This is a genomic window from Candidatus Phytoplasma australasiaticum subsp. ipomoeae (genome assembly GCF_024425275.1).
In the GTDB taxonomy this organism is placed as follows: domain Bacteria; phylum Bacillota_I; class Bacilli_A; order Acholeplasmatales; family Acholeplasmataceae; genus Phytoplasma; species Phytoplasma australasiaticum.
On the sequence record NZ_JALQCV010000003.1, the window covers coordinates 1 to 15,207 of the forward strand.

Consider the following 15,207-nt stretch of genomic DNA (forward strand, 5'->3'; position numbering starts at 1 on the left):
ACTTATTTAAATTATAGTAATATTTAAAATTTTTATGATATAAACATCATAATAAATAATAAAATATCATCTTCAGTTTTCAAAGAAGTAGTGATCAACTTAAATTACTATAATTTTACTTAATATGGTGGAGGGAGACGGATTCGAACCGCCGTACCTTTCGGAACAGTTTTACAGACTGCTGCGTTTAGCCACTTCGCTATCCCTCCATTTAAAAAATTACTAATTCGAAAAAATTTATAATTTTTGTCGAAAAAACTTACTAATTGATTTTAACATAATTTATGGATAAAAATATAAATATTTTTATTTTTTTTATAAAAAAATTAAAAATCAATAATAAAATTAATTTTTAATATTTAAAAAATATTTTTTATTCCTGATTTTTTATCATATGAAAAACTTATCTTGAAGAAATAATCAGGAATTATTAAAATATTATCAATATATTTTTAATATTTTTTAATTTTTGCATTTTTTTTTAATATAATTTTTTTATTAATTAATGTTTGTAAAATAGTATAAGAATTACCTATAATCCAATATAAAGATAACATAGGATCACGAAAAGATAAAAACATCATAAATAAAATCATTGCATAATTAACAAATTTCATTATATTTTCTGGTTTAATCGGTTGAGATTCATCAGAAGTTAATAAAACATTTTTATTTTTTATATTTTCAGAATTTTTCAACATTAATTGATTTAAAATAAACATACTCAAACCTGTTATTAAAGTTAAAAATATAGAAAAAAATAAATTATCATTATTATTTTCAAGTTGCAAATTCATTACACCTAAAAAAGGTTTTTGAGTATAAATTTTAAAAATACCACCTGGAATACGGAAACGACGTAAAACACGAAACATAGCTAAAAATAAAAACATTTGAAAAAAAGACATTAAAAAACTAGAAAACATATTAACATTATACTTTTTATAAACTCGCATAATTTCAAAATACATACGTTGCATTTCTTTAGGATCTTTAGAGGAAGCATATTTTGATTGAATTTTAGTAATTTCTGGTTGCGCTAAATTCATATTAAACGCAAAAGTGTTAGTTTTAGTATAAATAGGCCATGACAAAGTTCGAATTAAAATAGTAGTTAATACAATTCCAATTCCTAAATTTCCTAATACAAATCCATCTATTCCATGGGAACCCATAGAAGAAAAAAAATTTAATAAAGAAGCTATAAAAATAATTAAAAAATTCCAAATATAACCTAAACCTAAAAATTTACTCCACTCTAATTTAGAAGGCCATTGAATAGGCAAATCTTCTTGATCATTCACAAAAATTTTTAAACCCAAATTTTGATTATCAGAATTATTATTTCTCAAAATAAAATAATTTAATTTTTTAGGTTGAGACTCTAAATTTGAATATTTCTGTCTAACAATATCATTGTAATCTCGATTAGATATTTCTATATTATCATCAAAATTTTTATAAATTTTAAAATTTAATAAATCATTAGATGAAACTGAATTAATTGTATTTGTTTTAGTGCTAATATTCTTGATAAATAAACTTTGAAAACATTTTTCTTGTATAAAACGATTTAAAAAATAACTTCTATTAACCCCTATTACAACTGTAAAAAATTTTTTCAATATAATGATTTTATTTTCTAATGTAATATTGGTGTCGTTAAAACTAAAATAGTATTCTAAACCGGAACATATTTTATTAATTTTATCTCGTAATTGTTTTTTTATATAATCATTACATTTTTGATTATCTAATGAATACCATTTAAAATAACTATTATCTTGAATTTCACAAACGACAATATCTAAATATTTTTGATATTCATATAAATCACAATTTTCTATTTTTTGTAATTTATCAAACACTTGATTATCAGAAATATCCCTATTATTTTTCATAATAATTTTTAAATCGCTAATATTAGACTGAATATTAACATTTTCATCATCAAGAAATAAAAATCTAAGAATCATAGTTATAAAAAAACAAAATAAAAACATCATTAAAATTCTTTTTAAAAAAATAAATTTATCATCATTCATATAATATATCCAATTAAATATCCTTATCAGGAACTTATAAGACGAGCTTTTCTCAACAAAACCGATAATTTTTCAGATAAATCTACAAAGTTCAATTGTCTCGCTGTCGGTTTAATAATAATAATAAAAAAAGCATTAGGTTTTAAAACCGAATAATAATTATAAATTATTGCCCTTATACGGCGTTTAATTAAATTTCTCTCATGAGATTTTCCATATCTTTTATTAATACTTAAAGCAAATTTAAAATTCAAAGTTTTCGCGCAATTAACATAATATATTTTAAAAAAATAATTAGCTACACTATTTTTATCATGTTTGAAAATTAAATTAATTTCTTTATTTTTGCTTAAAATAAATTTTTTTTTCATCATAATAAAGTTTTAAATTTGATTCATTGGAATATTATAAAAATTAACAATTTTAATTTGATTCAACATAATTATTAAACTGTTAATTGATGACGCCCTTTATATCTTCTATTAGATAATAAACGACGACCACTAGCATTAGACATTCTTTTTAAAAAACCATGTGTTCTTTTTCGCTTAATTTTACTAGGTTGATAAGTTCTTTTCATTTTTTAATATCTTTTCCTTTGAATATTTTAAATTTTAATAGTAACTAAAATAAAACACTAAAAAATATTAATATTAATTATTTAAAAATTTATAATCAAATTAATATCCAAATTAACTAAATAAAATTTTTTGAACTTGATTTTGATCTAATTTTTGTATTAATAGAGTTAATAAATCAATTGTGTGTTTAATATCTTGCTGATGCACAACTGAAGCATGAGAATGTATATAACGAGTAGGCACTGAAATTACTAAAGCTGCCGCTCCTATATGACGTGTATGCATAGCCGCAGCATCTGTAGTACCACCTTCTGGAGCAGCTTCTTGAAAAGGGATGTTATTTTCTCGAGCCACATTTATCACGAATTCTCGCAAAGCTGTATGAGCGACTAATCCATGATCGTAACAAGATATTTGTGGTCCTTTTCCTAAATAACTAATAGATGTGTCGGAATTACCTGGAACATCATTAGCAACGCAAACATCCACTGCTATAGCAATTTCAGGTTTTACTTTATTTGCGCTAGTAATAGCTCCTCGCAAACCAACTTCTTCTTGAACTGTAAAAGCTCCTATAAATTGATTAGGATTATTTTTTAATTTCTCTAATACCTCGGTGACAATCAAAACTCCCACACGATTATCTATTGCTTTAGCCAAAACAAAATCTTCACTTCCCAAAGTACGGAACTCTAAATAAGGAGTAATCATATTTCCGATGGTAATTCCTAATTTTTGAGCCGCTTCTTTAGTCGAAACGCCTATATCTAAAAATAAATTTTTAAGATTTGGATTTTGATTGCGTTCAGTAATACTCAAAGAATGAGGAGGTTTAGCACCAGTCACGCCCCAAACAATACCTTTGGTAGTATGAATCTGCCAAACTTGAGCCAACATAACCGTAGGTAACCAACCGCCTATAGTTTGAAATTTCACAAAACCATTTTCCGTGATTTCAGTTACCATTAAACCGATTTCATCCATATGGCCAGCTAACATAATTTTTGGACCATTTTGCCCTTTATAAGCTATTAAACTACCTAAATTATCATATTCTATTTTATCTACAAAAGAAAGAATACTATTTTTAACATAATTAGTAATCTGTTTTTCTTGTCCCGAAATACCATTTAACATAGTTAATTCTTTCATTTTAATTAATAAATTTGACATTTTTTTGATTAAATCTCCTTTGTATTACAATAAAATTTTATTTTTTTATCATTGAACAATGATTTTATTACGATTAGAAATTTGTTTAATTACGATAGATAGATAAAATAAAAACAAAATAGCAAAAAAAATCGACAAAATTCTTAAAATAATATGGGAAAAATCAATATTTTTTCCTAATAAAAAGCAGCTCAATCCAAAAGTTACTAAATAACCATTTAAACGCCAAATACCTATTTTATCGTTTTTCCAACCAAACAAATTCAAAGAAATAAAACAATGAATCATTAAAATATAGCTAATAATATTACTTAAAGCTAACATTTTTTTTATAAAAGGATTAGTAATTAAAAAAGATAAAAATAAACTACTCGAAATAATTAATAAAAAAAATGTTTCTATTAAAAAGAAAAACTTTTTTAATCCTGAATTTTTTTTAAAATTAAAAAACACAAAATAATAATTAAATAACAACAATAATATTCCTAATAAAATATCACTTATTCGAATTCCTTTTATAGAAAAATATTTAGGTTCAAAACATGCTACAGAACTGAACAAAAATAAAATAGTTATTAGAGCATTTAAAATAATTTTATTAAAAGTTATTTTTTTAATTTCATACATATTTCCAAACCTCTTTAAAACGATCTATAATTAATGTATATTTATTTATAATTTTTCTAGTAATAAATCAATTAATTCCGCTTTTTTTAACTTAGAAACCTTATTAATGTTATGTTTTTTAGCTAACTGACGCAAATTTAATAAATTCATTTTTTGTAAAGATGATAAATTTGGTGAAAATGAATTATCTTCTAAAATATCTGAATTATTTTTTTCTATATCATTTACATTATCAATCGCAGAATTATTTATAGAAACAGAATTTTGAGAAACACTATCTGAAAAATCGTTTTTAATAGATTGTTGAGTTAGAGAATCTGAATCTAAATCAGATTTAATAATATCGTTTGAATTTAATTTAGATTGAGAAATATCTTCTATTAATTTATTGTTATTTAAATCAAACAAACTTTTTTGAGCCAATTCGGTATAAAATTTAAAAATTTCAGGTTTATTAATAATTAAATTAGCTAAAATTTTACGATTTACATCAACGCCAGCTAATTTTAAACCATATATAAAAGAAGAATAATTAATACCGTTTTCTGAACAACCAGCATTAATACGACGAATCCATAAAGAACGCCAATCTCTTTTATTTCTTTTACGACCAACATAAGCATATTGCCATGAACGCATTACTTGTTCATGAGCAGTTTTATAAATAGTACTTTTAGAACCTACATAACCTTTAGCTAATTTTAATATTTTTTTACGACGTTTACGTCGAGCTGGAACTAAATTTACTTTAACCATGACTTTTCTTCTTTCCTTAGATTTATATCAATTTGCTAAATTAAATTTTTAATGCGCTTTAAATCCGAAGAATCTACAACAGTAAATCCTCTCAATTGTCTATTTTGTTTAGTAGTTTTAGAACCGGCTAAATGATTTTTAAAAGCATGTTTGCGCAACCATTTACCAGTTTCAGTAATTTTGATACGTTTTTTTAAACCTTTATGTGTTTTTTTTTTCAAAATCAATTACCATTATTTCTTTCTAATTTTTTTTAAAATAAAAAACCAAATAAATAATAAACCCAAAAGCCTAATAATAAAATTAATTAGACTTTAAAGGAATTAATAAACAATTAATTTGATTACCTTCTATTTTAGGAGGAATATCAACTTTTGATACTAAACTCAATGAAGATATAATTTTCTTAAAAATATCGATACCAATATTAGGGTTTATAGCCATTCTGCCAGGCAAAGACATATTAATTTTTACTTTTTGTCCGCTTTTTAAAAAATCCTTAGCTTTTTTCATTTTAGTATCTAAATCATTATCTTGAATACGAGGGCTTACACAAATAGTTTTAATATTCATTTGATTATGCTGTTTTTTTCGATTTTGTTTAATTTTTTTTTGTTGTTCATAATAAAATTTAGAATAATCAACTAAACGCACCACTTTAGGATCAGAATGAGCATTAATTAAAACAAAATCTTCATTATTAGGTTTAGCTAAATCAAAGATTTGTTCCTTTTGAAAAAGCCCTAATTGTTTTCCTTGGCTATCAATAACTAAATATTCTCCTGCAGGAACTTTTTCATTGTATAAAAAACTAATCTTTAAATTTTCTTTTTTATTTTTTTTATGTTTAATAATATGCTTAACTCCTTTTTAAAACTATATTTATAATTTTAGTAAAAACCGAAATTATTTAAAATAGCCTTCATTATTATATATTAATAAAATCAGAATAGATTAAATCACTTTAATTATATTGAGCTTTTTTAATATTAGAAATTAACTTTCTATGAAGATAAATAAACAAAAAAGTTTCTAAACCCCAGAATATTAATATTTTTTAAAAGATAACTAATTTTTTCGTATTAAAAAACAGTTATTTTGATTTTATTACAGTTAATTAACTTAAAATTACAAACAAAATTTCATATAATAAATAAAATTATTATTAATCCTCAATTAAATAATATTAAATTTTATCATTTATTGTATTGCAATTAATTAATTTTACCTTAAAATTTTTAACATATCAACATCAATATATTGTTTAAATATCTATAAACATATTTTGATTTAATCATAAATATTCAATACGATTAAAATATAAAAAAAGACTATAAACTAGTCTTCTTTATAATTGATTAACTTTAATTAATTCGGTAAAATTTCAATAATTTTTCCTGAACCAATAGTTTTGCCACCTTCACGGAAAGCAAATGAAGTACCAACTTCTAATGCTACAGGTTTAATCAAATCCACTTTAATAGTAACATTATCACCTGGCATCGCAACAGCAACATCTTCTGGTAAAGTAATAACACCTGTTACATTAGCAGTTCTAAAGAAAAATTGAGGTCTATAATTAGTTCGGAAAGATTTTTTACGACCACCTTCTTCTTCAGTCAAAATATAAACTTCTGCTTTAAATTGAGAATATACTTTTAAAGAATTAGGTTTAACTATTACCTGACCTTTTTTAATATCGCTATGTTTAATACCGCGTAATAAAATAGCAGCATTATCCCCGGCTTGAATTTGAGTTTTAGATTTTTTAAAAATTTCTAAACCTATTGCAACAGTAGAAGTATCTTTATCCAAACCAAGAATTTCAATCTCTTCACCTAAAGTTAATGTTCCTCTCTCTACTCGACCAGAAGCGGTAGTACCACGACCCGTAATAGAATATATATCTTCTATAGGCATTAAAAAAGGTTTATCAATATCACGCAAAGGAAGAGGTAATTTATCTAACTCCGCTACTAAATCTGCAATTTTTGATAAATAATTTTCATCGCCATCTAAAGCTTTTAAAGCAGAACCTTGAATAATAGGAATTTCTGAACCATTATAACCATTTTTAGTTAAAATTTCACGTATTTCATGCTCTACTAAAGGTATTAAATCAGGAATAGCTTTATCACATTTATTTAAAAAAACTATTAAATTAGGAACACCTACGTGCTTAGCTAATAAAATATGTTCACGAGTTTGAGGTTGAGCACCATCAGCAGCTGAAACCACTAAAATAGCAGCATCCATTTGAGCTGCTCCAGTAATCATATTTTTAATATAATCTTTATGACCAGGACAATCAATATGAGCATAATTACGAGTATCACTTTCATACTCTAAATGATGAGCATTAATAGTAATACCACGTTCTTGTTCTTCAACGGTTTTATCTAAAGTTTTAATATCTTTGCGAAATTTAGCTAAATTTTTAGCAGCTAAATAATTATTAATAGCTAAACTTAAAGTACTTTTACCATGATCTACATGACCAAGTGTTCCTACATTTAAATGAGGTTTAATTGCTTGTGATTCTTCTTTATTGTTTATTTTTGCTTTTGACATTTTATTTTTTCTCCATTTAAATATTTTTTACCAAAAATCATTCTTAATTATTATAATTTCCGAAATATCTAACAAAATTGTATTTAACTAATTTTATTTATTACGTGATTCAATAATTTTATTAGCAATATGTTCAGGAGCCTTTTCATATTTAAAAAATTCCATAGAAAAATTTGCTCTTCCCTGAGTATTAGAACGTAAACTACTAGAATACTTAAACATTTCTGCTAAAGGAACAAAAGCTTGAATTTTCATAACCATGCCTTCATTTTCTTGTTTTTCTAAACGACCTCGACGAGAAACTAAATCTCCTATAACATTACCAATATATTCGTGAGGAGTAATTAACTCTAATTTCATAATAGGCTCTAAAATAACAACTAATTTACTATTACGTAATTTACGTAAGGCTGCAGCTGCAGCAGATTTAAAAGCAAATTCAGAAGAGTCAACTTCATGGAAAGCGCCGCTAAATAAAGTAGCTTTAATATCGGTCAAAGGATAACCGGCAATTATACCACTAGATAAAGATTCTTGCAAACCTTTCGATACAGCGGGAATATAATTTTGAGGAATAGCGCCATATTTAACATTATTTACAAACTCAAAACCTTTACCAGGATTAGGTTCGAATAAAATTTGTACATAACCATATTGACCTCGGCCTCCCGTTTGATGTTTACATTCTCCGTCAACCTCTATAGAATTAACTAAAGTTTCTCGATAAGCAACTTGAGGTTCTGAAACTTTAACTTGAATTTGAAATTCTCTTTTTAAACGTTCCATTAAAACATCTAAATGCAAATCACCCATTCCAGCAGCAATCATTTGTTTTGATTCCGGATCTACAGTAAATTTAAAAGTAGGATCTTCTTGAGTAAAACCAAACAAGGCAGAACTAATTTTTTCCTGTTCTTTAGCGAAAACAGGCTCTACTGCAACTTGTAATACTGGTTCAGGAAAACTCATTTTTTCTAAAACAATAAAATCATTTCCATATGTTAATGTATCGCCTGTAATGGTATTTTTTAAACCAATTACAGCTACAATATCACCAGCATAAGCTTCTTTAATATCTTGTCTAGAATTAGCATGCATAAGTAATAAACGTGAAGCACGTTCTGTAATATTTTTATTATTATTTTTTACATAAGAACCAGCTTTTAAACAACCCGAATAAATACGTACAAAAGTTAAACGACCAAAAGAATCTGTCATAACTTTAAAAGCTAACGCAATAAAAGATTCTTTGATATCGATTTTACGTATAATAGGTTGTTCATTTTTATCATAACCATTAATAGTTGGCAAATCTAAAGGTGAAGGTAAAAAATCCACTAAAGCATTTAACAAAGGAACAATACCTTTATTCTTCAAAGCTGAACCACATAAAACCGGAAAGAAATTAACTTCCAAAGTTGCTTTACGAATCGCTTTTTTTATTAAAGCGGTAGAAATAGGTTTATTTTCTAAAAGATAATTTAACAATTCATCATCTAAAGAAGCTAATTTGTCTATTAATATTTGCCTTTTAGAATTAACAATTTCCTTTAATTCTTCAGGAATAGGAATTAATCTATTTTCTTGATCAGGACTAGAAGAATATTCCCAAGCTTGCATTTCTATTAAATCGACGAAGCCACGAAAATTATTCTCTACACCAATAGGCCATTGGATAGCGTATGCTAAAACATTTAATCTTTTTTCTAAACTAGTAATAGCGTTTTCAAAATTAGCGCCTAATTTATCAATTTTATTGACAAAAACAATTCGAGGCACTTTATAATAAGTTGCTTGACGCCAAACAGTTTCTGTTTGTGGTTCTACTCCAGCTTGGGCATCTATAACTACAACACCACCATCCAAAACACGTAAAGAACGATTTACTTCTGAAGAAAAATCAATGTGACCAGGAGTATCAATAATATTAATTTTACAATTATTCCAAAAAACGGTAGTAGCTGCTGATGTAATTGTGATGCCTCGTTCTTTTTCTTGATCCATCCAATCCATCTGTGCTAAACCTTCATGGGTTTCTTTAGCTACACGAATTTTACCAGTATAAAATAAAATCCTTTCGGTAGTAGTAGTTTTTCCTGCATCGATATGAGCCATAATACCGATATTACGTATTTTATCTAATTCTAATTCAATTCCCATGTTCCCCCCTTTAAGTTGAATAATATTAAATGCACTATTTTACCAACGATAATGAGCAAAACTCCTATTAGCTTCAGACATGCGATGAATTTCATCACGTTTTTTAACTGCTAATCCTGTTCCGGAAGCAGCAGCAATAATTTCTTGAACAAGTTTTTCTTTCATACCCTTTTCATTACGTTTGCGTGCTCCCATAATCAACCATTTCAAACCTAAAGAATAACGTCTTTCTACAGAAACTTCTAAAGGAACTTGATATTTTTGACTACCAATAGTACGTGTACGTAATTCTACCAAAGGCATAATATTATTAAAAGCTTCATTTAAAACATCAATAGGTGTTTTTTTAGTTAATATTTTAATTTGAGATAAACAACTATATACTATAGAGCAAGCAATATCCTTTTTGCCATCTTTCATAAGCTTATTAATAATTCTAGTCACTAAAACAGAATTATGAATAGGATCTAAAGGCAATGTTCTTTTTTTAAAACTTTTTTTACGAGACATAAGTTTATACACCTTAATTTATTTGAATTTTAATAAATTATTATTTTTTCGCACCATATCGAGAACGACTTTGTTTTCGATTAGCTACTCCAGCAGTATCAAGAACCCCTCGAATAATTTGATAACGAACTCCAGGTAAATCTTTAACACGACCGCCTCTTATCAATACAAGACTATGTTCTTGTAAATTATGACCTATACCAGGAATATAAGCTGTTACTTCGTGACGATTTGATAAACGAACTCTAGCTACCTTTCTTAAAGCGGAATTAGGCTTTTTAGGAGTGGTAGTATATACTTTCAAACAAACTCCAGATTTTTGAGGAGAATTAATATTTTTAAATTTCTTTTTTAAAACATTAAAACGAACAGATAAAGCTGGTGATTTGGTTTTAGTATTCTTTTTTACTCTTCGTTTTCTTATTAACTGAGAAATAGTAGGCATATTTAAATAATAAAACCTTTCATTATTATTTTTTAATTAGAAATATAAGACGACCTAAATTTTATATTTTTTTTCAACAAAAGTCAATATAAAATGAATTTCATCAAAAAAGATTTTTATAATAAAAGCTTAATAATCATAATTATCTAACAAATAAAAATATAATAAATATATTTATTAATATATTATAAGACAATTTATGATTTATCGTCTTCTATTAATGGATATTCAAATAAAGAATGATTTAAAATTCCAGTTCCGGCAGGTATCAATCCTCCTAAAATAACATTCTCTTTTAATCCCAATAAAAAATCTTTTTGGCCTTTAATAGTAGCATCAATTAAAATTTTAGTAGTTTCTTGAAAAGAAGCCGCAGATAGTAAAGAATCACTTTTTAAGGAAGATCTTGTAATACCTAAAACTATAGGACGCCCAGCTGCTAATTTTTTATTTTGCTGAATCAATTGCATATTTATCCTTTTGAATTCTTTAATAGAAACTTCAGATCCTGGTAATAAATTACTATCTCCTTCAGAAATAATTAAAATTTGTTTAAACATTTGACGAATAATAATTTCAATATGTTTATCACTGATATAAACACTTTGAGATTGATATACTTGTTGAACTTCTTCTAAAATATATTTTTGAGTAGTTACTACAGAACTAATACGCAATAATTCCCTTAAATCTATCGAACCCGAAGTTAAACGTTGTCCAGCTTTAATAGACATACCATCTTGAACTAAAATATCTACATTAGAATCTACGGTATAAGTATATTCTTGTTGAGGATTAATTGCTGATGCTATAACAATATCGGATGAATAAATATTACTAGATTTAATTTCTTTAACTACGCCATCATATTCACTAATAAGAGCTTTACCTTTAGGTTTACGAGCTTCAAATAATTCCTGAATACGTGGCAATCCTTGAGTAATATCAGAAACCGATAAAACTCCTCCTGTATGGAATGTTCTCATAGTTAATTGAGTACCAGGTTCACCGATAGACTGAGCAGCAATAATACCTACAGCTTCTCCGATCTCAACTTCTTTATTAGTAGCTAAATTTAACCCATAACATTTAGCACAAATACCATAATCAGAATTACAAGTTAAAACACTTCTAATTTTAACAGATAAAAAACCCATTTTAACAATATTTTCTGCTATTTCTCTAGTAATCAATTCGCCACAATTCACGATAATTTTTTGATCAGAAGAATCTACAATACTTTGAGCAATATAACGACCAAATAAACGTTGTTGCAATGAAATAATCTCTTTTCCATCTTGTTCTAAAGAAGTTATATAAACACCTTTATCACTACCGCAATCTTGTGACATAATAATGACATCTTGAGCGACATCAACTAAACGACGAGTTAAATATCCGGATTCCGCTGTTTTTAAAGCTGTATCAGTAGATACCTTTCTAGCTCCATGTGTTGAAATAAAAAATTCATGCACATTCAAACCTTCTTTAAAAGAAGATTTAACAGGAATTTCTAATTGATTATTGGTAGGGCTGTGCATTAAACCTCTCATACCTGATAACTGTGAAAAATTAGAAACATTACCACGAGCACCACTATCACTTATCATAAATAAATGATTATCTTGATTAAATTCTTGCATTAAACCTTCTTGAATAACATTACGTACATTTTTCCATTCCTGAATAATCAAACTCTTCTTTTCGCCAGTTGTTAAAAAACCTTTATCATGCCACTTTTCAATTTCTGTAATTTTATCTTCTACTTGTGATATTAATTCAGCTTTTTTAGAATAAACATTAATATCTGCATGCGAAATGGTCACTCCAGACATAGTAGAATATTTAAAACCTAAATTTTTAATATCATCTAACATTTTAGATGTTTCCGAGATATTACTTCTTTTAAAAACACGATCAATTATAAGTGATAAAAAACGTTTTTTAAAAGGTTCTGGAGTAGGAATATTATTTAAATATTCTAGCAAATTAACACCTTTAGGTATAAAATAAATATCTGGTGTTTTAGTTTCTAAATTAAATATAGTAGGTTCTTGTAAATAAGGGAAATCATTAGGTAAAATACTATTAAAAATAAGTTTACCTAATGTAGTAACTAAATATTTATTTTTTTGTTCATCATTAAAGTAAGAAGAGATTTTAGAAGTACGTACTAAAATACGCGTGTGTAAAGCTATTTGTTTATTATAAAAAGCCAATTCAGCCTCTTGTAAATCGTTAAAAACCTTGCCTTCATTACGATGTTTATATTGATGTTGTTCGTTTCTAATCTCAGAATTATAACCTTTTAAAATACGTTTACGCGTCTCTTCAATAGTTAAATAATAATTACCTAAAACCATATCTTGAGAAGGGGATAAAACCGGACTACCGTTTTTAGGATCCAAGATGTTATAAGAAGACAACATTAACAAACGAGCTTCAGCTTGAGCTTCTACAGACAAAGGAACATAAACAGCCATTTGATCTCCATCAAAATCCGCATTAAAAGCTAAAGTAACCAAAGGATGTAATCTAATAGCTTTACCATCAATTAATTTCACTTGAAAACCTTGTAACCCTTGACGATGCAAAGTAGGCGCTCTATTTAATAAAACAGGATGTTCTTGTACCACTTCTTCCAATAATTTCCAAACATGCTCATTCATTTTTTCATATAAAATATTAGCACTTTTTTTATCAATACCTTTAGCTTCTTGTAATTTATTTAATACAAATGGTTTGAATAAAACTATAGCCATTTGTCGCGGGATACCGCATTGATGCAACTTTAAATCAGGTCCTACAATAATAACAGAACGTCCTGAATAATCTACCCTTTTTCCTAATAAATTTTGACGAAAACGTCCTTGTTTACCTCTTAACATTTCTGATAAAGACTTTAAAGGCTTATTGCGTTCAATATTAGAAGTGCTTTTTTTGCTAGATTTAGCATTATCAAATAAAGCGTCAACAGCTTCTTGCAACATTCTTTTTTCGTTTTTAATAATTAATCTAGGAGCATTTTGCTTCAATTGTCTTTTTAAACGATTATTACGATTTAAAATCCTACGATATAAATCGTTAATGTCAGCAGAAGCGAAACGCACACCTTGTTCCAAAGCTACTATAGGTCTTAAACTAGGAGGAATTACATTAATAGCTTCTAAAACAATCCATTCTGGTTTATTATCAGATTGATAAAAAGATTCCATCAATTCTAATCTTTTAACAATTAAATCTCGTTTTTGTTTTGAAGCCTGTTTTAACTCTAATCTCAATGTTTTGATAGTTTCTTCCATATTTAATTCTTGTAACATAGTTTTAACAGCTTCAGCACCGGTTAAAGCAACAAAGTTATGGTCACAACGTTCTAAATATTGACCATATTCTAATTCAGATATAATACTATATTTATTTAAATCACTATTACCAGGATTAATAACTATATACGACACATAATAAACAATTTCTGCTAATTCTTTAGCTTTCATACCTAATAAAATAGCTAAACGACTCGGTAAACTATTTAAAAACCATGTATGTACTACAGGAGCAGCTAAATCAATATGACCCATTCTTTCTCGTCGAACTAGTTGTTCTGTAATTTCTACTCCGCATTTAGAACAGGTTTGACCTTTTTTTAAAGTTTGTTTTTTAGAGCATATGCATTGTAAATCTTGAACAGGGCCAAAAATAATAGGACAAAACAATCCTCCCTTTTCTGGTTTAGCTGTACGATAATTAATAGTTTCATAATTAACTACTTCGCCATAAGATTTTTGACGAATTTCATGAGGAGAAGATAAACGAATTTTAAAATAATCATACTCTCGATTACTATTATTAGGGAAAATAGCTTTATCGATTACCCATGAAGATGCAGATTCATGTTCTTGATTTTCATTTCGCCAAATAATTTCATCTTTATCAACAACAGAATTATCTATTTTATTTTTAAGATTGTGAATATTATTTTTTTGCAAATTATATAAATCCAAAACATTTCTCAAAATATTTAAATGAGAGCGATTATGATTAAACAACTTAAACAATGCATCTTTATCAGTAGTTAATAAAGAATAACAATTTAAAATATTATTTTGATACAAAACATCTAAAATATCTTTATTTAAATTTAAATTATTTAGGGATTCAGGTAAACCATATTTTTTTAAAATAATCACAAATTCTTCAAAAGATTCCTCATTTAACGAAGTAATTAATTCATTCAAATGATAATTATTAATATCCCCTAAACTATTAATACCTATAGATTTTAAATTTTTTAAAGTTCTTTTAGTTAAAGCAAAATCTTCAATTTTCATATTTAACATAA

13 protein-coding genes and 1 tRNA gene are annotated in these 15,207 nt (G+C 26.4%); all 14 read right to left on the reverse strand.

Translation table 11 applies throughout. The annotated features are described in order from the left end of the window. Positions 1-125: 125 nt before the first annotated feature. Positions 126-209, reverse strand: a tRNA-Tyr gene (locus NQK76_RS00715). Between the two features lie 243 nt (positions 210-452). After that, the gene (locus tag NQK76_RS00720) at positions 453-2,045 is read right to left on the reverse strand and encodes a YidC/Oxa1 family membrane protein insertase (protein WP_004994931.1); all 1,593 of its coding nucleotides are present in this window, start codon (positions 2,043-2,045) and stop codon (positions 453-455) included. 26 nt (positions 2,046-2,071) lie between these two features. Then, positions 2,072-2,419 (reverse strand): ribonuclease P protein component, encoded by a 348-nt coding sequence (gene rnpA / locus NQK76_RS00725; protein ID WP_004994932.1) that lies wholly within the window; start codon positions 2,417-2,419, stop codon positions 2,072-2,074. Between the two features lie 71 nt (positions 2,420-2,490). Beyond that, complete coding sequence (gene rpmH / locus NQK76_RS00730; RefSeq protein ID WP_004994933.1) at positions 2,491-2,625, reverse strand: 50S ribosomal protein L34; 135 nt, start codon at positions 2,623-2,625, stop codon at positions 2,491-2,493. 112 nt (positions 2,626-2,737) lie between these two features. Then, entirely contained in the window at positions 2,738-3,799 is a 1,062-nt protein-coding gene (locus NQK76_RS00735; protein ID WP_004994934.1) for a M42 family metallopeptidase, read from the reverse strand. Between the two features lie 48 nt (positions 3,800-3,847). After that, a complete protein-coding gene (locus NQK76_RS00740; protein WP_004994935.1) occupies positions 3,848-4,426 on the reverse strand; it encodes a hypothetical protein in 579 nt (192 codons plus the stop codon). 45 nt (positions 4,427-4,471) lie between these two features. After that, positions 4,472-5,182, reverse strand: coding sequence for a 50S ribosomal protein L20 (rplT, locus tag NQK76_RS00745; RefSeq protein ID WP_004994936.1), 711 nt, complete (start codon positions 5,180-5,182; stop codon positions 4,472-4,474). A gap of 35 nt (positions 5,183-5,217) precedes the next feature. Beyond that, a complete protein-coding gene (rpmI, locus tag NQK76_RS00750; RefSeq protein ID WP_036690854.1) occupies positions 5,218-5,406 on the reverse strand; it encodes a 50S ribosomal protein L35 in 189 nt (62 codons plus the stop codon). Positions 5,407-5,485: 79 nt separating this feature from the next. Further along, complete coding sequence (gene infC / locus NQK76_RS00755; protein WP_082396464.1) at positions 5,486-6,037, reverse strand: translation initiation factor IF-3; 552 nt, start codon at positions 6,035-6,037, stop codon at positions 5,486-5,488. Between the two features lie 513 nt (positions 6,038-6,550). Then, positions 6,551-7,753: an elongation factor Tu gene (gene tuf / locus NQK76_RS00760; RefSeq protein ID WP_004994943.1), complete on the reverse strand. Its 1,203-nt coding sequence runs from the start codon at positions 7,751-7,753 to the stop codon at positions 6,551-6,553. 93 nt (positions 7,754-7,846) lie between these two features. Continuing rightward, positions 7,847-9,913: an elongation factor G gene (fusA, locus tag NQK76_RS00765; protein ID WP_004994945.1), complete on the reverse strand. Its 2,067-nt coding sequence runs from the start codon at positions 9,911-9,913 to the stop codon at positions 7,847-7,849. 39 nt (positions 9,914-9,952) lie between these two features. Beyond that, the gene (rpsG, locus tag NQK76_RS00770) at positions 9,953-10,423 is read right to left on the reverse strand and encodes a 30S ribosomal protein S7 (RefSeq protein ID WP_054598454.1); all 471 of its coding nucleotides are present in this window, start codon (positions 10,421-10,423) and stop codon (positions 9,953-9,955) included. 40 nt (positions 10,424-10,463) lie between these two features. Continuing rightward, positions 10,464-10,868, reverse strand: a complete 405-nt coding sequence (gene rpsL, locus NQK76_RS00775) for a 30S ribosomal protein S12 (RefSeq protein ID WP_004994950.1) — start codon at positions 10,866-10,868, stop codon at positions 10,464-10,466. A 197-nt stretch (positions 10,869-11,065) separates the two neighbouring features. After that, complete coding sequence (gene rpoC / locus NQK76_RS00780) at positions 11,066-15,205, reverse strand: DNA-directed RNA polymerase subunit beta' (protein WP_255872623.1); 4,140 nt, start codon at positions 15,203-15,205, stop codon at positions 11,066-11,068. Between the last annotated feature and the right edge of the window lie 2 nt (positions 15,206-15,207).